The sequence below is a fragment of the Streptomyces coeruleorubidus genome (assembly GCF_008705135.1).
GTDB classification, from domain to species: Bacteria; Actinomycetota; Actinomycetes; order Streptomycetales; family Streptomycetaceae; genus Streptomyces; species Streptomyces coeruleofuscus.
On sequence record NZ_CP023694.1, the window covers coordinates 5,171,392 to 5,193,208 of the forward strand.

Below are 21,817 nucleotides of genomic sequence, written 5' to 3' on the forward strand. Positions count from 1 at the left end.
GAGCCGCGCGCGATACCCGGCACCGGCACGTGCGATACCGGTGCCGGCGGACACAATGGGGGGCGTGAGTAACGCCAGCCAGTCAACCCTGCCCCCGCTGCCCTCCTCCGACCGTCCCGATGTCGCCGCCCGGCTCCGGGACGCCCTGCTCGGAGCCTCCTTCACCGCCGACGGACTGCTCGAACTGCTCGGCGCCCCCGCGTACGCGGCCCTGGCCCGGAGCGAGACCGTGCCCGCGCTCCGGGCGACCCGCGGGGACACGCCGCTGGAGTTGCTCGTCCGGCTGTTCCTCCTTCAGCAGCCCGTGCCGCACGCGCGCGTGGCGGACGTCCTGCCCGTCGAAGCGTGCCTGGAGAGCGGCTGGCTGACGCGCGCCGGGGGCGAGGAGCTCGCCGCCGCCGTGGACGTACGGCCGTACGGCGGGCCCGGTGGCGAGGACTGGTTCATCGTGTCGGACCTGGGCTGCGCGGTCGGTGGCGCCGGCGGGATCGGCCGGCGTGACGAGGGAGTCGTCCTGGGGGTCGGCGGCGCCTCCACGACGCTCGCCGGCATCACCGTCCGTACGCCCGTCGCCGCCGCGCTCGACCTCGGCACCGGCTCCGGCATCCAGGCGCTGCACGCCGCGCAGCACGCCACGCGCGTGACGGCCACCGACCTCAACCCGCGCGCGCTGCACATCACCGCCCTCACACTGGCGCTGTCCGGTACCCCGGCCGCCGATCTGCGCGAGGGCTCCCTCTTCGAGCCGGTGCGGGACGACGAGAAGTACGACCTGATCGTCTCGAACCCGCCGTTCGTGATCTCTCCCGGCGCCCGGCTCACCTACCGCGACGGCGGGATGGGCGGGGACGATCTGTGCCGCACGCTCGTTCAGGAGGCGGGGGAGCGGCTGAACGAGGGCGGGTTCGCACAGTTCCTCGCCAACTGGCAGCACGTGGAAGGGGAGGACTGGCAGGAGCGGCTCAGGTCATGGGTGCCCCGGGGCTGTGACGCGTGGGTCGTGCAGCGCGAGGTGCAGGACGTCAACCAGTACGCCGAGCTGTGGCTGCGGGACGCGGGCGACCATCGCGAGGACGTGGCGGAGTACCAGGCGCGGTACGACGCCTGGCTGGACGAGTTCGAGGCGCGCAAGGTGAAGGCGGTCGGCTTCGGCTGGATCACCCTGCGCAGGACGGGCGCCGCCGTGCCCTCCGTCACGGCGGAGGAGTGGCCGCATCCGGTCGAGCAGCCGCTCGGGGACACCATCCGGGCCCACTTCGACCGGCTCGACTACCTGCGCGACCACGACGACGCCGCGCTGCTCGAAGCACACTTCCGGCTCGGCGCCGAGGTCGTGCAGGAACAGGTCGGGCTGCCCGGCGCGGAGGACCCCGAGCATGTCGTGCTGCGCCAGAACCGCGGCATGCGCCGGGCCACCCGGGTGGACACGGTCGGCGCCGGCTTCGCGGGCGTGTGCGACGGCACGATGAGCGCCGGCCGCATCCTCGACGCCATCGCCCAGCTGATCGGCGAGGACCCGGTGCTGCTGCGCGACCGCACTCCGACGCAGATCCGGCTGCTCGTCGAGCAGGGGTTCCTGGAGCCGGTCCGCTGAAGGGCTCGGCAGGGGCGCCTGCCGAGGGGCCCGCTCGTGCACCACATCCCGGGGCGCCCTTGCACCACGTCTGCCCCACCTGCCACTCACCGCATCCCACGCCCCGTCCTCACCCCTCACAGGCCCTCGTCGAGGAGACCCGTCAATAAAATTCGAGTCGATTTGAACACCTCGTCCAAAACGGTCCGTGAGGGCCCGGACGTCCCCGATCCGCGGCTGCGTCGCCCCGGCGTTCACCTCTGGTTCGCCTGCCCGCCGCCCACGCGTGTCAGCCTCCGGTGGCTGGGGAGACGCGGACGGGAGAAAAGGGGCGCGGCGAGCGATGGAGAGCGAACCGGCGATCTTCGCGGGAGCGGTGTTCTCCCTGTTCGGAGGCGGACTGCTGGCGTGGACCGTGACGCGCGTGCGCCAGCACCAGCCCGTCGCCCAGGGTGTGAGCCCGGTCGAATCGGCGACCCTGGCGAGCGTCGTCGCGCTGCTCGCCCTGGCGGCCGGAACCTGGTGCTTCACCCGCCTCTGAAGCCCGCGCCGGCGAGGCGCCCGTGGGTAACCGGGAGGTTGCACTCCGCATCGACCCGGGCCTGCTCCGGGCACTCCGGGCGGCAGGAACGGTGGTAGTCGGGTTACCGTTCGAGTGGCCGTTGCGGGCTTTTCCCGTTTGACACGGGGGCGGGATGTACCGTCACACTCCGCAGCGTCACCACGACCCGACCCCGGGAGACGAACCCTGGGGAGGCCCCAGCGTCGACCGGAGAGAAGAGCGAAGTTGTCCCCGACCAGCGAGACCGCACAGGGCGGCCGCCGACTCGTCATCGTCGAGTCGCCTGCCAAGGCGAAGACGATCAAGGGCTACCTGGGCCCCGGCTACGTAGTCGAGGCGAGCGTCGGGCACATCCGCGACCTTCCCAACGGCGCCGCCGAGGTGCCCGAGAAGTACACCGGCGAGGTCCGCCGCCTCGGTGTGGACGTCGAACACGACTTCCAGCCGATCTATGTGGTCAACGCCGATAAGAAGGCGCAGGTCAAGAAGCTCAAGGACCTGCTGAAGGACTCCGACGAGCTCTTCCTCGCCACCGATGAGGACCGCGAGGGCGAGGCCATCGCCTGGCACCTCCAGGAGGTGCTCAAGCCCAAGGTCCCGGTCAAGCGGATGGTCTTCCACGAGATCACCAAGGCCGCGATCCAGGCCGCCGTGGCCAACCCGCGCGAGCTGAACCAGAAGCTCGTCGACGCCCAGGAGACCCGCCGCATCCTCGACCGCCTCTACGGCTACGAGGTCTCGCCGGTCCTGTGGAAGAAGGTCATGCCGCGGCTGTCGGCGGGCCGTGTCCAGTCGGTCGCCACACGGCTCGTCGTGGAGCGGGAACGCGAGCGCATCGCCTTTCGTTCGGCTGAGTACTGGGACCTGACGGGCACCTTCGCGACCGGCCGCGCGGGGGACCAGTCGGACCCGTCGTCGCTGGTCGCGCGCCTCCAGACCGTCGACGGCAGGCGGGTCGCGCAGGGCCGCGACTTCGACTCCCTGGGACAACTGAAGAGCGCGAACACCCTCCACCTCGACGAGGCGAACGCCCGCGCCCTGGCCGCCGCCCTGGAGCAGACGCAGTTCGCCGTTCGCTCTGTCGAGTCCAAGCCGTACCGCCGCTCGCCGTACGCCCCGTTCCGTACGACGACGTTGCAGCAGGAGGCGAGCCGCAAGCTCGGCTTCGGCGCGAAGGCGACCATGCAGATCGCCCAGAAGCTGTACGAGAACGGCTACATCACCTACATGCGTACGGACTCCACGACCCTGAGCGACACGGCGGTCGCCGCCGCCCGCGCCCAGGTCACGCAGCTGTACGGCGCCGACTACCTGCCGCCGCAGCCGAGGACGTACGCCGGGAAGGTCAAGAACGCGCAGGAGGCCCACGAGGCGATCCGCCCCTCGGGTGATCGTTTCCGCACTCCCGCCGAGACCGGACTGACCGGCGACCAGTTCAAGCTGTACGAGCTGATCTGGAAGCGGACCGTCGCCTCCCAGATGAAGGACGCGACCGGCAACAGCGTCACGGTGAAGATCGGCGGCACCGCGGCCGACGGCCGGGACGTCGAGTTCAGCGCGTCCGGCAAGACGATCACCTTCCACGGCTTCCTCAAGGCGTACGTCGAAGGCGCAGACGACCCGAACGCCGAGCTCGACGACCGCGAGCGCCGGCTGCCCCAGGTCTCCGAGGGCGACGCCCTGAGCGCCGAGGAGATCACGGTCGACGGGCACGCCACCAAGCCCCCGGCCCGCTACACCGAGGCCTCCCTGGTCAAGGAGCTGGAAGAGCGCGAGATCGGCCGCCCGTCGACGTACGCGTCGATCATCGGCACGATCCTGGACCGCGGCTACGTGTTCAAGAAGGGCACGGCCCTGGTGCCGTCCTTCCTGTCCTTCGCCGTGGTCAACCTCCTGGAGAAGCACTTCGGTCGGCTCGTCGACTACGACTTCACCGCCAAGATGGAGGACGACCTCGACCGCATCGCCCGCGGTGAGGCCAAGTCCGTGCCGTGGCTGAAGCGGTTCTACTTCGGTGAGGGCACGGGCGGGGGCGGTGCCGCCGACGCCGGCAACGGCGACGGGGACCACCTCGGCGGCCTCAAGGAGCTGGTGACCGACCTGGGCGCGATCGACGCGCGCGAGGTGTCGTCGTTCCCCGTGGGCAACGACATCGTGCTGCGGGTCGGCCGCTACGGCCCGTACATCGAGCGCGGCGAGAAGGACACCGAGCAGCACCAGCGCGCCGACATCCCGGACGACCTGGCGCCGGACGAGCTGACCGTCGACCTCGCGGAGGAGCTGCTCGCCAAGCCGAGCGGCGACTTCGAACTGGGCACGGACCCCTCCACCGGCCACGCGATCGTCGCCAAGGACGGCCGTTACGGCCCGTACGTGACGGAGATCCTCCCCGAGGGCACCCCGAAGACGGGCAAGAACGCGGTCAAGCCGCGCACGGCGTCCCTGTTCAAGTCGATGTCCCTGGACACGGTGACCCTCGACGACGCCCTGAAGCTCATGTCGCTGCCGCGCGTCGTCGGCGCCGACGCCGAGGGCCAGGAGATCACCGCGCAGAACGGCCGCTACGGCCCGTACCTGAAGAAGGGCACGGACTCGCGCTCGCTCCAGTCCGAGGAGCAGCTCTTCACGATCACGCTGGAAGAGGCGCTGGCGATCTACGCCCAGCCGAAGCAGCGTGGCCGGGCGGCCGCCAAGCCGCCGCTGAAGGAGCTGGGCACCGACCCGGTGAGCGAGAAGCCGGTCGTCGTCAAGGACGGCCGTTTCGGGCCGTACGTCACCGACGGGGAGACCAACGCGACCCTGCGCTCCGGCGACAGCGTCGAGACGATCACCCCGGAGCGCGGTTTCGAGCTGCTCGCCGAGAAGCGCGAGAAGGCGCCGGCGAAGAAGACCGCGAAGAAGGCGGCCAAGAAGGCTCCGGCGAAGAAGACGACGGCGGCCAAGAAGACCGCGGCGAAGAAGACCACGACCGCGAAGAAGACGACGGCGAAGAAGACCACGACCGCGAAGAAGACGGCCGCCAAGACGGCGACCGCCTCGGAGCCGGCGAAGGACTGAGGCCCGTTCAGGGCTGGTTCGGGATTCCCGCGGGATCCGCGCGGGGATTCGCCCGGGACCGGCTCGGGATTCGTGCGGCCCGTTCGGGATTCGCGTGGGATCGGTTCGGGATTCGCGCGTGGCCCGTTCGGGATTCGCGCCGGGCCCGTCCGGTATCCGGACTGTCAAGGTCCGGATCTTCGCCCAGGGTTCGGAAAGCGAACGCCCCGGCAACACTTCGGTGTCGGGGCGTGCGCATGCCAGGCCCGGGCATCCCAGCGTGTCGGTGGCTCCCGATAGGCTGAATGCATGACGCGAGCCGAGCATCCAACGGCCTCTCAGCCGGCCCCCGACGACGCCCTGGTCGCGGACTCCCGCGAGCGTGCCGTCCGCGCCCTGCTGCGCCGTCCGCAGTTGAAGCGGTTGTGGAGCGCACAGCTCGTGGGCGGCGTGGGCGACACCCTCGCCCTTCTCGTGCTGGTCGTCCTCGCCCTCCAAGCAGCCGTCGCCGACGGCTCGTTCGGGGGCGGCTACCGAGGCGTGGCGTTCGCAGTGGCGACCGTTTTCGGGGTGCGCATCCTGGCGACGCTCCTGTTCGGCGCCGTGCTCCTCGGTCCCCTCACCGCGCTCACCTCCCAGGACGGCCCGCTGGACCGCCGCTGGACCATGGTGGGCGCGGACGGACTGCGCGCGGCGCTGCTCATCGTCGCCCCGCTGTGGATCGACTGGACGCCCGATGACGCGCTGGCCATTCTCCTCGTCACGGCCTTCGTGACCGGAGTCGCCGAGCGGTTCTGGACGGTGTGCCGCGAGAGCGCGGCCCCCGCGCTGCTGCCGCCCCCGCCGCCGGAAGGCGCGACGGTCCGGCCGCTGCCCGACCACATGGACGCCCTGCGCCGCCTGTCGCTGCGCACCGGCTTCGTCTCGATCCCGCTCGCGGCCGTCGCCCTCGTCGCCGCGGCCCTGTTCAACAACCTGCTGGGCGCCGGCATCGACTGGTTCGCCCAGCACCAGGCGGCCCTCGCCTCCTACGTCGCGGCAGGGCTGTTCGCCGCATCCCTGTCCGTGCTGACCTTCCTGGAACTGCCCGCCACGCGCACCCCCCGCGCGCGGTCGCCGCTCGAGGGGCTGCGCCGCCCGAAGACCACCGCCGGCGCCGACAAGGGCCGCACCGGTGTGATGCCGCTGCTGGTGCTGGCCTGCGCGGCCGTCGCCGCCGCGGTGTCCGCCGCCGTCGCCGTGGCCGTGCTGCACGCCAAGGACCTGGGCGGCGGGCCGGTGCTCTACGGGCTGTTCGTGGGCGCGCTGACCGGCGGTGTCGTCGTCGGCATCCGTACGGCGCCCTCGCTGCTGCCCGCCCTGTCGCGCCGCCGGCTCCTCGCGCTGGCCATCGCCTTCACCGGTGTCGCGCTGCTGGCCGCCGGACTGGTCCCGGACGTCACCAGCGTGCTGCTGATCCTCGCGCTGGCCGGCGTCGGCGCGGGCATGTCCGCCAACATCGGGCACACCCTGCTCGACCAGGAGACCGAGGAGTACCGGCGGTCCCGTACGACGGAGCACCTGCACGCGGTCGTCCGCGTCTGCGTCGCGCTCGGCGCGGTGATCGCCCCGCTGGTGGCGGCGGGGATCGGGCCGCACCGGCTGGAGAGCGGCAAGTTCGTCTTCGCGCACGGCGGCGCGGCCTTCACGCTGATGCTGGCCGGTGCCCTGCTGCTGCCGGTGGCCGCGCTGGTGCTGGCCAAGGTCGACGACCGTTCCGGGGTGCCGCTGCGCCAGGACCTGCGCGACGCGCTGCTCCGCGGCGACGACCCGGAGCAGGCGCCCGCCGCCTCCGGTTTCTTCATCGCCCTGGAGGGCGGCGACGGGGCCGGGAAGTCCACGCAGGCCGAGGCGCTCGCCGAGTGGATCCGCGGCAAGGGCCACGAGGTCGTGCTGACGCGCGAGCCGGGGGCCACGCCGGTGGGCAAGCGGCTGCGGTCGATCCTGCTGGACGTGTCGAGTGAGGGACTGTCGCACCGCGCGGAGGCGCTGCTGTACGCGGCCGACCGGGCCGAGCACATCGACACCGTCGTACGGCCCGCCCTGGAGCGCGGCGCGGTCGTCATCTCCGACCGGTACATCGACTCCTCCGTCGCCTACCAGGGCGCGGGCCGCGACCTGTCGCCGACCGAGATCGCCCGGATCAACCGCTGGGCCACGAACGGACTGGTGCCGCATCTGACCGTCCTGCTGGACGTCGCGCCGGAGACCGCGCGCGAGCGGTTCACCGAGGCGCCGGACCGGCTGGAGTCGGAGCCGGCCGAGTTCCACGCGCGCGTGCGGGCCGGTTTCCTGACGCTGGCCGCGGCCGACGCCGGGCGGTACCTCGTGGTGGACGCCGGCCAGGAGCCCGAGGCCGTCACGACGGTCATCCGGCACCGGCTCGACCAGGTGCTGCCGCTGTCCGAGGCCGAGATCAAGGCCCAGGAGGAGGCGCGCAAGAAGGCCGAGGAGGAGGCCCGCCGGAAGGCCGAGGAAGAGGCTGCCCGCAAGGCCGAGGAGGAGCGCCTGGAGCGTGAGCGCCAGGAGCAGCTCGCCCGGCTGCGTGCCGAGGAGGAGGAGCGCAAGCGGCGCGAGCTGGAAGAGGCGCAGCGGCGCGAGGCCGAACGGCAGGCGGAGGAGGCCCGGCGGCGGGCCGAGGAAGCGCGGAAGAAGGCCGAGGAGGAGCGGGCTCGGCTCCTCGCGGAGGAGAAGGCCCGCGCCGAGGAGGAGGCCCGGCGCAAGGCCGAGGAGGAACGCCGCCGCAAGCAGGCCGAGGAAGAGGCCCGGCTGCGCGCCGAGGCCGAGGCGCTCCGCCTGGAGAAGCAGCGCAAGGCCGAGGCGGCCCTGCTGCGGGCCGAGGAGGCCCGGCGTCTGGCGGAGGCGGCGGCCGCTGCCGCGGAGGCCGGTCCGAAGAGCTCCGCCCCGCGGAGTGCCTCCGGTTCGACGGCCGCCGCTCAGGACGCGGCGACGGTGCCCACGCCCGTGGTGAAGCCGGGCGGCGCGGCGGACGACACGACCGTGCTGCGTCCGGTGCGGGACGAGGAGCAGGGCCGGGGCCGGACCTCCGGCGGGTCCGACGCCGAGGTGACGGCCGAGCTGCCCAAGCCGCCGGTTCCGCCGGGCGCGGGCGAGGAGACGGAGGTGCTGCCGCCGGTTCGCCCGAGGCCCGGCTCCGGCTCCGGGGACGAGACCGAGGTGCTGCCCCAGGTGCCCTCCGGGGCGGGCGACGAGACGGCCGTGCTGCCCCCGGTCCCGCCGGGGGACGCCGAGGAGACGGCCGTGCTGCCGCCCGTACGGGAGGACGAACCGGCGGACCGGGTTCCGCCCGGGTACTTCCGTAAGGACGCCCCGGCCGCCCGGCCCGACGGCACGGACCGTACGCGGGAGATGCCGCAGGTCGACGCCGAGGGCCGGCCCCGCCGGCGGTCCGACTGGGCCGAGGAGACACCGCTGGACGACCTGCCGTCACTGGCGGACGAACTGCTCGGACCGCACGAGGACGAGCCGGACGAGGGGCGGGGACGCCGAGGGAAGGGCGGCCGGGGCCGCTGAGGCCTCCGGCGGTGCGACGAAGGGCCCGGGCCGCGCGGGAGTCGGGCCCGGGCCGGACCCGCGAGACCCCTGCGCCGGACCTGCGAAACGCTCTCGCCGGACCGGCGAGACGCCTGGGCCGGACCGGCGAGACGCCTGGGCCGGACCGGCGGGATCGGGCGGCGGCGGCAGCCGTTGTCAGTGGTCACCCCCACAATGGATCTCACACCGTGGAACGTGACGAAAGGGCGGCGTGACCCATGACCGTGTGGGACGACCTCGTCGGGCAGGAGAGGGTGAGCGCGCAGCTGGACGCCGCCGCCCGGGACGCCGACGCCCTGGTCACCGCGGCCGGGACCGACGTTCCCCCGCCCGAGGCGTCGAAGATGACGCACGCGTGGCTCTTCACGGGCCCGCCCGGGGCCGGCCGGAACCAGGCGGCGCGGGCGTTCGCGGCGGCCTTGCAGTGCGTCAGCCCCGACCGCGCTCTCGGCGGCTCCCCGGGCTGCGGCTTCTGCGACGGATGTCACACGGCCCTGATCGGCACACACGCCGACGTCACCACCGTCGCCGCCGTCGGCTCGCAGATCCTCGCCGACGACATGCGCGACACCGTCCGCAAGTCGTTCACCTCACCGGCGAACGGCCGCTGGCAGGTCATCCTCGTCGAGGACGCCGAGCGCCTGAACGAGAAGTCGGCCAACGCCGTCCTCAAGGCGGTGGAGGAGCCCGCCCCGCGCACGGTCTGGCTGCTGTGCGCCCCCTCCATCGAGGACGTCCTGCCGACGATCCGCTCCCGCTGCCGCCATCTGAACCTGAGCACGCCGTCCGTCGGCGCCGTGGCCGACATGCTCGTACGCCGTGAGGGCATCGAACCGGAGGTCGCCGCCGCGGCGGCCCGCGCGACCCAGGGCCATGTCGACCGGGCCCGCCGCCTGGCCACCGACCCGGCCGCGCGCGAGCGCCGTGCCGCCGTGCTGAGACTGCCGCTGCGGGTGGACGAGATCGGCAGTGCGCTCAAGGCGGCCCAGGAGCTCGTCGACGCGGCCGCCGAAGACGCCAAGCAGCTCGCCGAGGAGACGGACTCCAAGGAGACCGAGGAGCTGAAGGCCGCCCTCGGCGCGTCCCAGGGCGGCCGCATGCCGCGCGGTACGGCGGGCGTGATGAAGGACCTGGAGGACAAGCAGAAGCGCCGCAGAACGCGCACGCAGCGCGACAGCCTCGACCTCGCTCTGACCGACCTCACGTCCTTCTACCGCGACGTCCTCGCCCTCCAGCTCGGCTCCCGCGTGGCCATCGCCAACGCGGACGCCGAGGACGCCCTGGAGCGCCTCGCCCGCGGCAGCTCCCCGGAGTCCACGCTCCGCCGCCTCGACGCGATCGCCGCCTGCCGCGACGCCCTCGACCGCAACGTGGCGCCGCTGCTCGCCGTGGAGGCGATGACGATGGCGCTCAGAGCGGGCTGAGCCGGCACCGGCTCAGCGGCACCGCGCGGCCTGCCCGCGAGGTGGAAGCGGAGTTGACGCCGTAACTCGTACGAGGCACGACACGCACGCTGGGCATCCAGTCCGTCGCCCAGAGTTACGCTCGCTGGATGGACACAAGGCGCCTTCCCCGCTCCGCCTCCCGATCCGTCTCCCGTTCCGGCGGCCTGCACCGCCGGGCCCGCGGCGCAGGCAGGACCGCGGCCGGCCTCCTCGCCACGGCCGCGCTGCTCGTCTCCGCCTGCTCCTCCGGGAGCTCGACGACGTCCGCCACGGCTGCGGCGGAGGAAGCGGCACTGGTCGCGCTGCCGCGGTCCACCCCCGCCGCGCTCACGCCGTACTACGACCAGAAGCCGGCCTGGCGCCGCTGCGACGTCCACGGCTTCGAGTGCGCCATGATCAAGGCACCGCTCGACTACGCCAAGCCGTCCGCCGGAGACGTCCGGCTCGCCGTCACCCGCAAGAAGGCCACGGGCCCGGGCAAGCGGCTGGGCTCACTGCTCGTGAACCCCGGCGGGCCCGGCGGCTCGGCGATCGGCTACGTCCAGGCGTACGCCGGCATCGGCTACCCGGCCGAGGTTCGTGCCCGCTACGACATGGTGGCGGTCGACCCGCGCGGCGTGGCCGGCAGCGAGCCCGTGGAGTGTCTGGACGGGCCGGAGATGGACACCTACACGCAGACGGACACCACGCCCGACGACGCCAGGGAGACCGACGGGCTGGTCGAGGCGTACCGGACGTTCGCCGAGGGCTGCGGCGCGGACTCGCCCCGGCTGCTGCGCCACGTGTCCACCGTGGAGGCGGCCCGGGACATGGACATCGTGCGGGCGGCGCTCGGCGACGAGAAGCTGAACTACGTCGGCGCCTCCTACGGCACCTTCCTCGGCGCGACGTACGCCGGGCTCTTCCCGGACCGGACGGGCCGGCTGGTGCTGGACGGCGCGATGGACCCGTCGCTGCCCGCCCGGCGGCTGAACCTCGAACAGACGGCGGGCTTCGAGACGGCGTTCCGGTCGTTCGCGCGGGACTGCGTACGGCATTCGGACTGCCCGCTGGGCAAGGCGGGCACCTCGCCCGAACAGGTCGGCAAGAACCTCAAGGCGTTCTTCGAGAAGCTGGACGCGCGACCGGCCACCACCGGCGCCCCCGGCGGCCGCCGCCTCACCGAGTCGCTCGCCACCACCGGCGTGATCGCGGCCATGTACGACGAGGGCGCCTGGCAGCAGCTGCGCGAGGCGCTGACGTCCGCGATGAAGGAGAACGACGGCTCCGGGCTCCTCGTCCTCTCCGACGGCTACTACGAGCGGGACGCCGACGGCGGCTACAGCAACCTGATGTTCGCCAACGCGGCCGTGAACTGCCTCGATCTGCCGCCCGCCTTCGAGACCCCCGACGAAGCGCGCAGGGCGCTCCCCGAGTTCGAGAAGGCGTCCCCGGTCTTCGGTGAGGGCCTGGCATGGGCGGCCCTGAACTGCGCGTACTGGCCGGTCCACGCCACGGGCGAGCCGCACCGCATCGAGGCGAAGGGCGCCGCCCCCATCGTCGTGGTCGGCACCACCCGCGACCCGGCGACCCCGTACCGCTGGGCGCAGGCGCTGGCCGGGCAGCTCTCCTCGGCCCGCCTCCTCACCTACGACGGCGACGGCCACACGGCCTACGGCCGCGGCAGCTCCTGCATCGACCGCACGATCAACGCGTACCTCCTCCGCGGCACCCCTCCCACGGACGGGAAGCGCTGCTCATGACCCCGTGCCCGGCCCCGGAGGGTCCACCTCCGGGGCTGGTTCGGAGCACCCCCCGAAACTGTGTAGACTTACCGTCGTTGCTGATCGCACCATAGTGCGGACGGCGCGCCGCCTTAGCTCAGATGGCCAGAGCAACGCACTCGTAATGCGTAGGTCTCGGGTTCGAATCCCGAAGGCGGCTCCGGTGGAACCCCAGGTCGCATGACTGTGACCTGGGGTTTTCTGTTGTTCGGGCTATGCGGCCCGGGGGCCGTCCACGTGGCGGCTCTCCGTGAGGCCGTCCAGGTACTGCGCGCGCATCGCCGCGCGCTGGATCTTGCCGCTGGTGGTGCGCAGGACCGCCCCGCGTCTGACCAGGGCCACCGCTGCCGGCCGGACGCTGAAGTCACGGGCGATGCCGGCCCTGATCCGGGCGGCGAGGCGCGGGAGCTCGTCGGCGCCGACCGAGCCGCGCACCTCGTGCACGACGACGAGCTGCTCCTCGGTGGCGCCGTCGGCGCCGGCCACCGGGACGGCGAACGCGGCGCCGAACAGTCCCACGAGCTCAGGGTGCCGGCGCCGCAGCGCGTGCTCCACGTCCTGCGGGTAGATGTTGCGGCCGCGCAGGATCAGCATCTCCTTGAGACGGCCGGTGACGTAGATCTCGTTGTGGTGGAGCGTGCCCAGGTCGCCGGTGCGGACGTACCCGGTGTCCCCGGCGAGGGTGCTGACGCCGAACGTCTCGACGGTGGCGTCCTCGCGGCCCCAGTAGCCCTGCGCGACGCTGGGCCCGCGCAGCCAGATCTCGCCGATCCGGCCCGCGGGCAGCACCTCGCGGGTGGCCGGGTCGACGATCCGTACCGTGTACTCCTCGGCCCTGCCGCAGCTGACCACCTCACGGCCGGGCCGGTCCTCGGTGACCGGACGGAACTCGTGCTGTTCCAGGAGGGTTTCGTCGACCCGGGTGACGGCCAGTTCGCGCGGCCCGGTGCCCGAGATGAACACGGTCGCCTCCGCCATGCCGTAGCAGGGCGCCATGGTGTCGCTGCGGAAGCCGGCCGGGGCGAAGCGCTTGGCGAACGCGGTGAGGGTGGAGGCCTGTACGGGCTCCGACCCGTTGGCCGCGAACCGCCAGCAGGACAGGTCGAGTTCGGCGAGCTGCTCGTCGGTGATCTGGCGTGCGCACAGTTCGTACGCGAAGTTGGGCGCGGCCGACCAGTTGACCTGGTACTTGTCGATCATCTGCAGCCACCGGTGCGGTCGCTTCAGGAAGGTCGTCGGGCTCATCAGGACGCAGGAGCCGCCGAGCAGCAGCGGGGGCAGCAGGATCGCGAGCAGTCCCATGTCGTGGTACTGCGGGATCCACGAGCCGAAGGTGGTGGTGCGGTCGAGTCCGAACGCGGAGCTGAGGGCCGCCGAGTTGTGCAGCAGGTTGCCGTGGTGGACCATCACTCCCTTCGGGTCGGAGGTGGAGCCGGAGGTGTACTGGAGCAGGGCCAGGGTGCCCTGGTCGACGTCGGGCACCTGCCAGGCCTCGGCGTGCGCGGCGGTGAAGTCGGGGCCGTCGGTGATGGCACAGGTGATCTCCCGGCCCGGGTCGGACGTCGCCCAGTCCAGGACGTTCGAGGCGACGGCCTCGCTGGTGAGGACGGCGGCGACGGCCGCGTTCTCGACGATGGAGTCCACGCGGCGGCGCTGGTGGCTGTACTGGCCGGGCAGCGAGGACGGGACGGCGACCATGCCCGCGTAGAGGCAGCCGACGAACGCGGCGGCGAACTGCAGGCTCTCCGGATACAGGAGCAGTACCCGGTCACCGGGCGCGTACCTCTCCTGGAGCCAGCCGGCTATCTTGCGGGCCTCGTGGTCGAGTCGAGCGTAGGACCATGTCTCGTCCCCGTCGGGCGAGTCGGGGTCGCGGACGAAGATGACGGCCGGGTCGGCCGGGGTGACATGGGCGTTCGTACGGATGCGGGCCGTGGCGCTGCGGGCCTGCAGAAGTGTGTGCTGCTCCGTGAGCATGAGATCCCCTGGGGGTAGCGAAACGGATGTGGTCGGCGGGCTCGGTCACCAGTCGGTGGCCTCGCCCAGGGCCAGCAGGTCGTCCAGGTCGTCCGCCTCGACCAGGGCCGCGCCGGCCACCGGGGCGTCCGGGTCCTCGACCGCCTCGGCGAGCAACCGCACATAGGAGTCGAGAAGCCGGCGGACGGTGGATTCGTCGAACAGGTCGGTGGCGTAGCGGAACACGGCGGTCAGCGAGGTGGCGCTCTGCCGCATCTCCACGTTGATGTCGAACTGGCCTTCCAGCTGCGGTACTTCGATCAGTTCGACGCGCAGGCCGGCGTACTCCGTGTCCGTGCCGTGGGCCGCGGCCTCGGTGACCTGCATCAGAAGGGGTTCGAGGCGGCCGGGCGCGACCATGGTGAACACCATCCGCACGGGCGGGTTCCGGCTGCTGTACGGCTCGTCGCCGGCGAGCAGGGCGTACGGGTAGCCGATGTGCTTCATGGCCCGCATCACCTGGCGCTGGGCCGTGTGCGCGGCCTGCCCGAACGTGGTCGTGTCGGTGAAGTGGGCCGGCAGGACGAGGGTGTTGACGAGGTAACCGACGACCTCGCGCATGCCGGGGCCGCTGCGGGTGGTCGTCGGGCAGCCGACGAGGAAGTCGCGGGCTCCGCCGTAGCGGTGCACCAGGGCCTGGAAGACGCCGAGGGTCAGCGCGAACGGCGTCACCTTCGCCCGCTTGGCCGCCTCGCGCAGGCGGGGCACGAGCTCGTCGGGGATCCGGGCCTCGCAGGTGGCGCCGTTGAAGACGGCCGGCGGGCGCGGGGAGCGCGGCCGGTCGGCGGGGAGTTCGCCGGCGGTGGCGTTCGCGCAGAACTCCTTCCAGAACGCGAGCAGTTGCTCCCGTCGCGGCCCTGCGAGCAGTTCCTGTTCGCCCTGTACGTAGTCGTCGTAGCCGCGGGCCAGGGGTGGCGGCGCGGTGTCGCTCGCGTAGGCGTCGAGCAGGTCCTGGAGCAGCAGCCACTGTGAGGTGGCGTCGGTGACGATGTGATGGGTGCTGACGACGATCACGTGGTCGTCGGGGGCGACGCGCAGCAGGAGGGCACGGCACGTTCCCTCGCCGGTGAGGTCGAAGGGGGTGTCGCCGAACGCCTTGACGTGCTTTTCCAGCAGGCCGGTGTCGGTGACCCCGGGGACCTCCCGGACCTGGAGGGCGACCAGGTCCGGGAGGCCGATCACGCGCCGCGGGCCTGCCGCGGTCTCGGTGAACGTGGAGCGCAGCACGTCGTGCCGCTCCACGACCGCGCGCAGGGCGCGCCGCAGCCGAGTCTCGTCGAGCGCGCCGCGCACCCGCAGGGCGGCCTGGACGTTGTAGGCGGGGCTGTCGGGCGCCATCCGGTACAGGAACCAGAGCGCTTCCTGCCCGATGGACAGGGCTCGTTCCCGGCCCATCACCGAGCGGCGAGTTCGGAGTGGATGTGGGCGGTGAGCGCGTCGATCGTGGGGTGGTCCCAGGCGAGGGTGGCCTCGACGAGGATGCCGAACTCGTCCTCCACGTCGCCGCACAGGGTCAGGGCGTACACGGAGTCGAGGCCGATCTCGACGAGCAGGTCGTCGGCGGCGATGTCCTGCGGCCGGACGTCGAGGAAGTAGGCGACGCGCTCGGTCAGCCAGGTGCGGATCGTCTCGACACCGGTGGTCTCGACACCGGTGGTCTCGGCGCCGGTGGTCTCCGGGGTGGCGGCGGGTGTGGCCATGAGAAGGCTCCTGGTGATGTGAAGGGTGTGGAAATTGGTGGGGTAGGGCTTCTGGTCCGGATACGGACAGGGGTCGGGGTGAGCAGGACCGGGGCGGTGGGCGCGGCCGGACGCGGGGTCAGGCGGGCGCGAGCCGCGAACGGTCGAGGTCAAAACCGGCACGGTCTTCCTCCCTCGCGGTCAGTTCGGCGAACAGGCGCTGCTCCACCACGTCGGGCAGGGCGCCCACGTCGTGACCGAGGCGGGCGGCGACCCGGGCGAGGGCGCCGGTCAGCCAGGCGTCGTCGCGCAGGAACGGGTCGACGCCGTTCTGGTTGTGCTGCCACACGCCGATGCAAGCGGCGGCCATCGACAACTGCGCGTACCGTTCGGCCAGGGCGAAGCCGGAGCGGCCCGCGACCACCGAGTGCTCGCTCGGCGGCAGCCGGCGGCAGCGCCCGCCGAGGTCGTCGAGGTCGGCGCGGAGCAGGGCGGCGATCCGGGCGGCCGCCGGGGGCAGCGCCGGGCCGCCGGCGTGGTCGTGGAGCAGCGCGGTGAGCTGGTCGGCGCCGCGCGAGGTGAGTTCCAGGGCCTGGTAGTCGATGTCGTCGAGCGGCGCCGACAGGTCGAAGAGCGCGGCGGGCGGCGCCTCGGCGGTGCCCCAGCTAGTGGCGGCGAGGCGGGGCAGCTGCGGCAGCGTCGTGGCCTGGCAGACGGCCGCGTTGGCGTGCGCGAAGGTGATGGCCGGCAGGTCGCGGTAGAACTTCTGGAAGATGCCGTAGCGGCCGTCGCGCCAGTACGAGTTGGCGCCGAGCAGGGTGCCCAGCGTCTGCGACGACCGGTGCAGGACCTTGGGGACCACGTACTTGTTGACCGCGGTGATCACGCTGGTCTGGCCGGGCAGGACGTGCAGGGCGCGGCACGCCACGGTCGCCATGCAGTCGCCGGCCAGCAGGTCGAGGAAGGCGCCCACCAGGGTGGCCCTGGCATGCGGCAGGTCGGCGACGCTGCGTCCGTACAGGGCACGGTCGAGGGCGAAGCGGGTGACGGTGCGCAGCTGGGTGTCGGCGGTGCCGACCATCATGCCGGGCAGGACGGCGCGGGTGGTCTGGAAGGCGCGCAGGACGGTCTCCATCGCGCTGCCGACCGGGCCGACGGGGGCGTCCGCGGGGACTTCCAGGTCGGTGAAGTCGGCGCCGCCGATGAGGCAGCCGCGCAGCCCGACCGTGGGGAAGCGGTAGTCCCTGCGCAACCGGTCGGCCGGGGCCTGCGTGAGGTCCACCCACAGGTGGGAGTGGCTGCGGTTGCCGGGGCCCGCGCCGGTGCGGGCGAGCAGGACGACGGCGTCGGCCCGGCCCAGGTTGTTCACGATCTGCTTGCGGCCGTTGATCCGGTAGTGGCTGCCGTCGGCCGAGGGCGTCGCGGTCAGGTCGGTGCGGGTGAAGTCGTTGCCGTGCGGCAGCTCGTTGTAGCCCGCCGCGGTCTTGCCGCCGGACAGCAGGATGTCCGCCATCCGCTTCTGCTGGACGTCGCTGCCCGCGGTCCACATCGCGGACCCGGAGATGTAGTTGGTGAAGCCGTGACCGAGCGCCAGGGTCGGGTCGCGGCGGGAGACCGTACGCATCATGCGCATCAGGCGGTCGATCCGGCCGAGGCGTCCGCCGAGCCGGCGGGGCACGTACTCCGCGTTGAATCCGTAGGCGTCCAGTGCGGCTTCGCCGGCGGGCAGGATCTCGGCGCGCTCGTCGGCGGCGAGGACGGCTTCGTAGCCCAGCGGGTTGTCCGGGTCGTGGGCGTCGCCGAGCGCTCTTTCCAGGACGTCGGGGCCGCCGGGTACGGGGTTCGGGTCGGTCATGACGCCTCCTCGGCGAGGGAGCCGGCCGCCTCGGCGAGCGGGAAGGGCAGCAGGGAGAACATCTCGCCGCTGTCGTACTGCTCGACGAGCAGCGGCATCAGCCGGTCGAGCACGGCCGAGCCGTCGGCGCCCTCCTCGGGCAGCGTCCCGGGCGTCAGGCGTTCGGCGAGGCGGCAGAGCGCGGCCTCGGCCCACAGCCCGTCCTGCCACAGGCCCGCGGTCGCGGTGGTGTCGGCGGCGACGGTGGTCCGGTTGCGCAGCCACACCTGGAGGCAGGCCGCGGCAGCGGAGCACAGGGTGTAGCGGTGCGCCAGGTCGAAGGCCGCGGCGGGCACGTCACGCGGGCTCGGCCGGTGGGCGGCCATCTGCTCGTGCGTGGTGTCACTGATGCGCAGCAGCTTCTCGGCGACGGTGAGCAGGGATTCGGGCGCCTCGCCGGACGTCACCAGCTCCCGCAGTTCCGCGACGGCTCGCGGCAGGGACGCCGCGACGCTGTTGCCCGTGCGGGAGGTCAGCTGCAGCCTGGCCGGATCGAAGACGGGGATCTGCGCGTCGAGCATGGCCGCGGCGGCCAGGCCCTCGGCGTCGGTGCGCCCGGCGCGGTAGCCGCGGGCGAGGGCGGCGAACTGGTTGATCAGGGCGTTGAGGTTGACCAGCGTGTTGCCGTCGAAGATGCCGACGATCCGGTGGTCGCGCTCCAGCTTGGCGAACAGGCCGTGCGCGAACTCCTCGCTGAGGAAGGAGCGGGCGCCCAGGAACTGGCCCATGCCGGTGATCAGTTCGTCGGCCGTGGTGGGCACCAGGTACTTGACCGCGGCCGACGAGACGCTCATCTCCTCGGTCAGGGTGTGCACGCCCCGCGAGGCGAGCAGCGTGACGGCCTCCATGGCGAACAGGTCGGCATAGGCCTCGGTGAGCGCGCGGTGTGCCTGTGGCAGATCGATCAGCCGCTTGCCGTACAGCCGGTGCTCCAGGCCGAACCGGGTGGCGATGCGCAGCGCGTGGTCGCCGGCGCCGAGCGAGAGCGAGGCGCAGATCGTGCGGGTGATCTGCAGGCTCCGCAGGACGGTCTCGATGCCCTCGCCCTCCTCGCCGATCAGCGCGGAGGCGGGCACGACGGCGCCGTCGAAGGCGATGCCGCTGATGTCGGCGCCACGGATGCCGTGCGTCTTCGCCGCGGGCAGGCAGGTGTGACTGCCGTCCGCGAGCAGGGCCTTGTCGACGAGCAGCAGGCTGTAGCCACGGGTGCCGCCGGCCAGGGAGGTCCGGGCGAGGACACAGACCAGGTCGCTGCGGGTGGCGTTGTTGATCAGCCACTTCTCGCCGTCGAGCCGGTAACCGCCCGCCACGGGGGTGGCGGTCAGCTCGCCGGAGAGCAGATCGCTGCCGTGGGCGCGCTCGGTCAGGCCCCAGGAGACGACGGCGCCGGAGGCGATGCGGGCGCCCAGCTCCTGCGCCTGCTCCGCTGTTCCGCCGACCCAGGTGCTCACCGCGCCCAGATACGTCTTGGTGTGCGCGATCGCCACGGTCAGGTCGCGCCGGGCCACCACCCGTACCAGCTGGAGCAGGTCCTCGTAGCTGTCGAGGGTGCCGCCGTGCCGGGCGGGCACGTACTGCGCGGGCAGGCCGAGCGCGTCGAGCCGGGCCACGGCTTCCGTGGGGAACGCCTCGGCGGCGTCGAGTTCACGCATCCGGGCCGCGAAGAACGGCAGGTCCCTGCGGGCCGGATGGCCGAGGGAGCGGTCGAATCCGCCGGCCCGGTCGTACGGCGCGTACCGCCGCGGGGGTGCGAGTTGAGGTTCCGTCACGACTCCACCTGAATCTGAGAATGTGAGCACTCCGGGATTTCTGAATGACCCCAGTCTTGGCCACCACCAGGAGCGCTGTCGCAGCATCGCGGTGTCAGGATCCTGCGCCTGCATCTGGCTGCCAGCGCTGAACCCGTTACCTCCGTTAAAGGGCGAACTAGTGTCTCCACTGCACGCCTAACAGGTGAGAGGGAATCCATGCCGAAAACATTTGATTCGGGGATTCTGGGGACGATCGGCGAGACACCTCTGGTGAAACTGGAGAGAGTGTTCCCCGGGGAACGCTCGCAATTCTTCGCCAAGATCGAGCGGTTCAACCCAGGTGGCAGCATCAAGGACCGAAGCGGCCTCAACATGCTTCTTGAGGCGCTGCGCAACGGCGAGATCACGCCGGGGCGTTCCGTGGTCGTGGAATCGAGCTCGGGGAATCTGGCAGTCGGGCTCGCCCAGATCTGCCGGTACTTCGATCTGCGCTTCATCTGCGTGGTCGACGCCAAGACCACGGAGCAGAACCTGGCCATCATGCGGGCCTACGGGGCCGAGGTGGTGGTGATCGACGAGCGGGACCCCGCGACCGGCGAGTTCCTGCCGGTGCGGCTGCGCAGGGTGCGCGAACTCGTGGCGAGCATCCCGCACGCCTACTCCCCGAACCAGTACGCGAACCTGTCCAACCCGCGGGCCCACGAGCGGACCATGCAGGAGATCGTGGAGGCGCTCGACGGGCGGCTCGACTACCTCTTCTGCTCCGTCAGCACCTTCGGCACGCTGCGCGGCTGCGCCGACCACCTCCGCAAGGAGGGGCTGCGCACCAAGATCGTGGCGGTCGACGCCCAGGGCAGCGCCATCTTCGGCCAGCTGCCCACCCGGCGGCTGATCCCGGGGCACGGCGCCTCCGTCGTGCCGGCCCTGATGGACCCGGCCGCGGCCGACGAGATCGTGCACGTCTCCGATCTCGAGTGCGTGGCGGCCTGCCGCCGCCTCGTGGTCCGCGAGGCGATCCTGGCCGGCGGTTCCTCCGGGGCGACGCTCGCCGCGGCGGAGCGGATGCTGCCGCACATTCCGCCCGGCTCGGTCAGCGCACTGATATTCCCCGACGGCGGGGACCGCTATCTCGGAACCATCTATTCCGACGACTGGGTGCGCGAACACTTCGGTGAAGTGTCGCACCTGTGGAAGGACTGACATTCCCGATGCTCGTACTGCGCAAGGCAGACGTAGAGAAAATACTCGGCGGGAGGGAGAAGGAGCACATCGAGCTGGTCCGGCAGACCTACTCCCTCCATGACAAGGGCGCGACAGCCGTACCGCACTCCATATTCCTGCGCTTTCCCGACGAGCCCGCGAACCGCATCATCGGACTCCCGTCCTACCGCGGCGGCGAGAATCCGGCAGCGGGGCTGAAGTGGATTTCCTCGTTCCCCGCGAACATCCACTCCGGAATCGCCCGTGCCAGTGCGGTGATGGTGCTCAACTCGCTGCGCACCGGACACCCCGAGGCGTTGCTGGAGGCCTCGCTGATCTCGGCCGCGCGGACCGCCGCGAGCGCCGCCCTCGCCGCCGACATCCTCACCGAGGGCCGGCGCCCGCAGGGCGTCTCCCTCATCGGCTGCGGCGTCATCAACCTGGAGATCCTGCGCTACCTCAAGGCCGCGATCGGCACGCTCGGCGAGATCACGCTCTACGACACCTCGCGGGTGCGCGCCGAGGAGTTCGCCCGCCGCTGCCATGAGCTCCTGCCGGACGCCGGGGTCACCCTCGCCGACAGCATCGAGGACGCCCTGGAGGCGCAGCGCCTCGTCTCGTTCGCCACCAACGCGGGCGAGCCGCACGTGGACCTCACGCCCGCCGAACCCGGCACCGTGGTCCTGCACGTCTCGCTGCGCGACATCGACCCGCTCTCCATCAACGGCGCGCACAACATCGTCGACGACGCGGACCACGTGTGCCGCGAGCGCACCTCGTTGCACCTGACCGAGCAGATCACCGGCGGCCGCGCCTTCATCGACGCCTCCATCGGGCAGCTCATCAACGGGAGCGTCGCGTTCACGCCCGACCCGGACAAGGTCACCGTCTACTCGCCGTTCGGCCTCGGCGTCCTCGACCTGGCCCTCGCCGACGACGTGCACACCACGGCCCGCGAGCTCGGCATCGGCCTGGAGATCACGGACTTCCTGTCCTGACCCGGCTCGTACGCCGCCCTTCCACAGCCCCTTTTTCGTACATCCACGAGGAGAACCATGTCCCAGCAGTCCGCCACCGCCGAGTACCGCGTCGTCCTGAACGCCGAGGAGCAGTACTCGATCTGGCCCGCCGGCCGTGAACTGCCCGCCGGGTGGAGCGCCGAGGGCACCCAGGGGACCCGCGAGGAGTGCCTCGCCCGCATCGACGAGGTGTGGACCGACATGCGCCCGCTGAGCCTGCGCCGCCGCATGGAGACCCAGGCCACCGCCGCCTGAACGGCACCCGCCTGAACGTCACTTCGGAGA

14 protein-coding genes and 1 tRNA gene are annotated in these 21,817 nt (G+C 72.1%); 10 read left to right on the forward strand and 5 right to left on the reverse strand.

The genetic code is table 11. The annotated features are described in order from the left end of the window. Positions 1-55 precede the first annotated feature (55 nt). The 7 genes from CP976_RS23975 (at position 56) to CP976_RS24005 (ending at position 12,133) form a co-directional block, all read left to right on the forward strand. Positions 56-1,594, forward strand: coding sequence for a DUF7059 domain-containing protein (locus tag CP976_RS23975; RefSeq protein WP_167537398.1), 1,539 nt, complete (start codon positions 56-58; stop codon positions 1,592-1,594). Positions 1,595-1,916: 322 nt separating this feature from the next. Further along, positions 1,917-2,114 carry a hypothetical protein gene (locus tag CP976_RS23980; RefSeq protein ID WP_150482232.1) on the forward strand — a complete coding sequence of 66 codons (198 nt, stop codon included), beginning with the start codon at positions 1,917-1,919 and terminating at the stop codon, positions 2,112-2,114. Between the two features lie 246 nt (positions 2,115-2,360). Then, complete coding sequence (gene topA, locus CP976_RS23985; protein WP_150482233.1) at positions 2,361-5,192, forward strand: type I DNA topoisomerase; 2,832 nt, start codon at positions 2,361-2,363, stop codon at positions 5,190-5,192. 288 nt (positions 5,193-5,480) lie between these two features. Next, positions 5,481-8,744, forward strand: coding sequence for a dTMP kinase (tmk, locus tag CP976_RS23990; RefSeq protein WP_150482234.1), 3,264 nt, complete (start codon positions 5,481-5,483; stop codon positions 8,742-8,744). 239 nt (positions 8,745-8,983) lie between these two features. Then, positions 8,984-10,189: a DNA polymerase III subunit delta' gene (locus tag CP976_RS23995; protein WP_150482235.1), complete on the forward strand. Its 1,206-nt coding sequence runs from the start codon at positions 8,984-8,986 to the stop codon at positions 10,187-10,189. A gap of 128 nt (positions 10,190-10,317) precedes the next feature. Continuing rightward, on the forward strand, positions 10,318-11,952 hold the full coding sequence (locus tag CP976_RS24000; RefSeq protein ID WP_167537399.1) for an alpha/beta hydrolase: 1,635 nt from the start codon (positions 10,318-10,320) through the stop codon (positions 11,950-11,952). Between the two features lie 107 nt (positions 11,953-12,059). After that, positions 12,060-12,133, forward strand: a tRNA-Thr gene (locus CP976_RS24005). Positions 12,134-12,186: 53 nt separating this feature from the next. Here the strand turns inward: CP976_RS24005 and CP976_RS24010 are convergent. The 5 genes from CP976_RS24010 to CP976_RS24030 all read right to left on the reverse strand — a co-directional run bounded on the left by CP976_RS24010 (position 12,187) and on the right by CP976_RS24030 (position 19,331). After that, positions 12,187-13,950, reverse strand: a complete 1,764-nt coding sequence (locus tag CP976_RS24010; protein WP_150482236.1) for a fatty acyl-AMP ligase — start codon at positions 13,948-13,950, stop codon at positions 12,187-12,189. Positions 13,951-13,995: 45 nt separating this feature from the next. Next, entirely contained in the window at positions 13,996-15,384 is a 1,389-nt protein-coding gene (locus CP976_RS24015) for a condensation domain-containing protein (protein ID WP_150482237.1), read from the reverse strand. After that, complete coding sequence (locus CP976_RS24020; RefSeq protein WP_150482238.1) at positions 15,384-15,689, reverse strand: acyl carrier protein; 306 nt, start codon at positions 15,687-15,689, stop codon at positions 15,384-15,386. Before CP976_RS24020 ends, CP976_RS24015 begins: the two co-directional genes overlap by 1 nt. A gap of 118 nt (positions 15,690-15,807) precedes the next feature. Next, entirely contained in the window at positions 15,808-17,523 is a 1,716-nt protein-coding gene (locus CP976_RS24025) for an acyl-CoA dehydrogenase family protein (protein ID WP_150482239.1), read from the reverse strand. Further along, positions 17,520-19,331: an acyl-CoA dehydrogenase family protein gene (locus tag CP976_RS24030; RefSeq protein ID WP_208838944.1), complete on the reverse strand. Its 1,812-nt coding sequence runs from the start codon at positions 19,329-19,331 to the stop codon at positions 17,520-17,522. The genes CP976_RS24025 and CP976_RS24030 overlap by 4 nt, the downstream gene beginning before the upstream one ends. Before the next feature lie 198 nt (positions 19,332-19,529). On the opposite strand from CP976_RS24030, the gene sbnA reads away from it, so the two are divergent. The 3 genes from sbnA to CP976_RS24045 are packed head-to-tail and all read left to right on the forward strand — an operon-like array spanning position 19,530 to position 21,787. Continuing rightward, positions 19,530-20,513, forward strand: coding sequence for a 2,3-diaminopropionate biosynthesis protein SbnA (gene sbnA / locus CP976_RS24035; RefSeq protein ID WP_150482241.1), 984 nt, complete (start codon positions 19,530-19,532; stop codon positions 20,511-20,513). Positions 20,514-20,521: 8 nt separating this feature from the next. Beyond that, positions 20,522-21,511 (forward strand): 2,3-diaminopropionate biosynthesis protein SbnB, encoded by a 990-nt coding sequence (sbnB, locus tag CP976_RS24040; protein ID WP_150482242.1) that lies wholly within the window; start codon positions 20,522-20,524, stop codon positions 21,509-21,511. A 57-nt stretch (positions 21,512-21,568) separates the two neighbouring features. Further along, complete coding sequence (locus tag CP976_RS24045; protein WP_150482243.1) at positions 21,569-21,787, forward strand: MbtH family protein; 219 nt, start codon at positions 21,569-21,571, stop codon at positions 21,785-21,787. Positions 21,788-21,817: the final 30 nt, after the last annotated feature.

What these genes read in the sequence shown, in the direction of transcription:
- CP976_RS23975 (WP_167537398.1), top strand. Translation starts at nt 56, where the DNA reads ATGGGGGGCGTGAGTAACGCCAGCCAGTCAACCCTGCCCCCGCTGCCC.
- CP976_RS23980 (WP_150482232.1), top strand. Translation starts at nt 1,917, where the DNA reads ATGGAGAGCGAACCGGCGATCTTCGCGGGAGCGGTGTTCTCCCTGTTC.
- tmk (WP_150482234.1), top strand. Translation starts at nt 5,481, where the DNA reads ATGACGCGAGCCGAGCATCCAACGGCCTCTCAGCCGGCCCCCGACGAC.
- CP976_RS23995 (WP_150482235.1), top strand. Translation starts at nt 8,984, where the DNA reads ATGACCGTGTGGGACGACCTCGTCGGGCAGGAGAGGGTGAGCGCGCAG.
- CP976_RS24000 (WP_167537399.1), top strand. Translation starts at nt 10,318, where the DNA reads ATGGACACAAGGCGCCTTCCCCGCTCCGCCTCCCGATCCGTCTCCCGT.
- CP976_RS24010 (WP_150482236.1), bottom strand. Translation starts at nt 13,950, where the DNA reads ATGCTCACGGAGCAGCACACACTTCTGCAGGCCCGCAGCGCCACGGCC.
- CP976_RS24015 (WP_150482237.1), bottom strand. Translation starts at nt 15,384, where the DNA reads ATGGGCCGGGAACGAGCCCTGTCCATCGGGCAGGAAGCGCTCTGGTTC.
- CP976_RS24020 (WP_150482238.1), bottom strand. Translation starts at nt 15,689, where the DNA reads ATGGCCACACCCGCCGCCACCCCGGAGACCACCGGCGCCGAGACCACC.
- CP976_RS24025 (WP_150482239.1), bottom strand. Translation starts at nt 17,523, where the DNA reads ATGACCGACCCGAACCCCGTACCCGGCGGCCCCGACGTCCTGGAAAGA.
- sbnA (WP_150482241.1), top strand. Translation starts at nt 19,530, where the DNA reads ATGCCGAAAACATTTGATTCGGGGATTCTGGGGACGATCGGCGAGACA.
- sbnB (WP_150482242.1), top strand. Translation starts at nt 20,522, where the DNA reads ATGCTCGTACTGCGCAAGGCAGACGTAGAGAAAATACTCGGCGGGAGG.
- CP976_RS24045 (WP_150482243.1), top strand. Translation starts at nt 21,569, where the DNA reads ATGTCCCAGCAGTCCGCCACCGCCGAGTACCGCGTCGTCCTGAACGCC.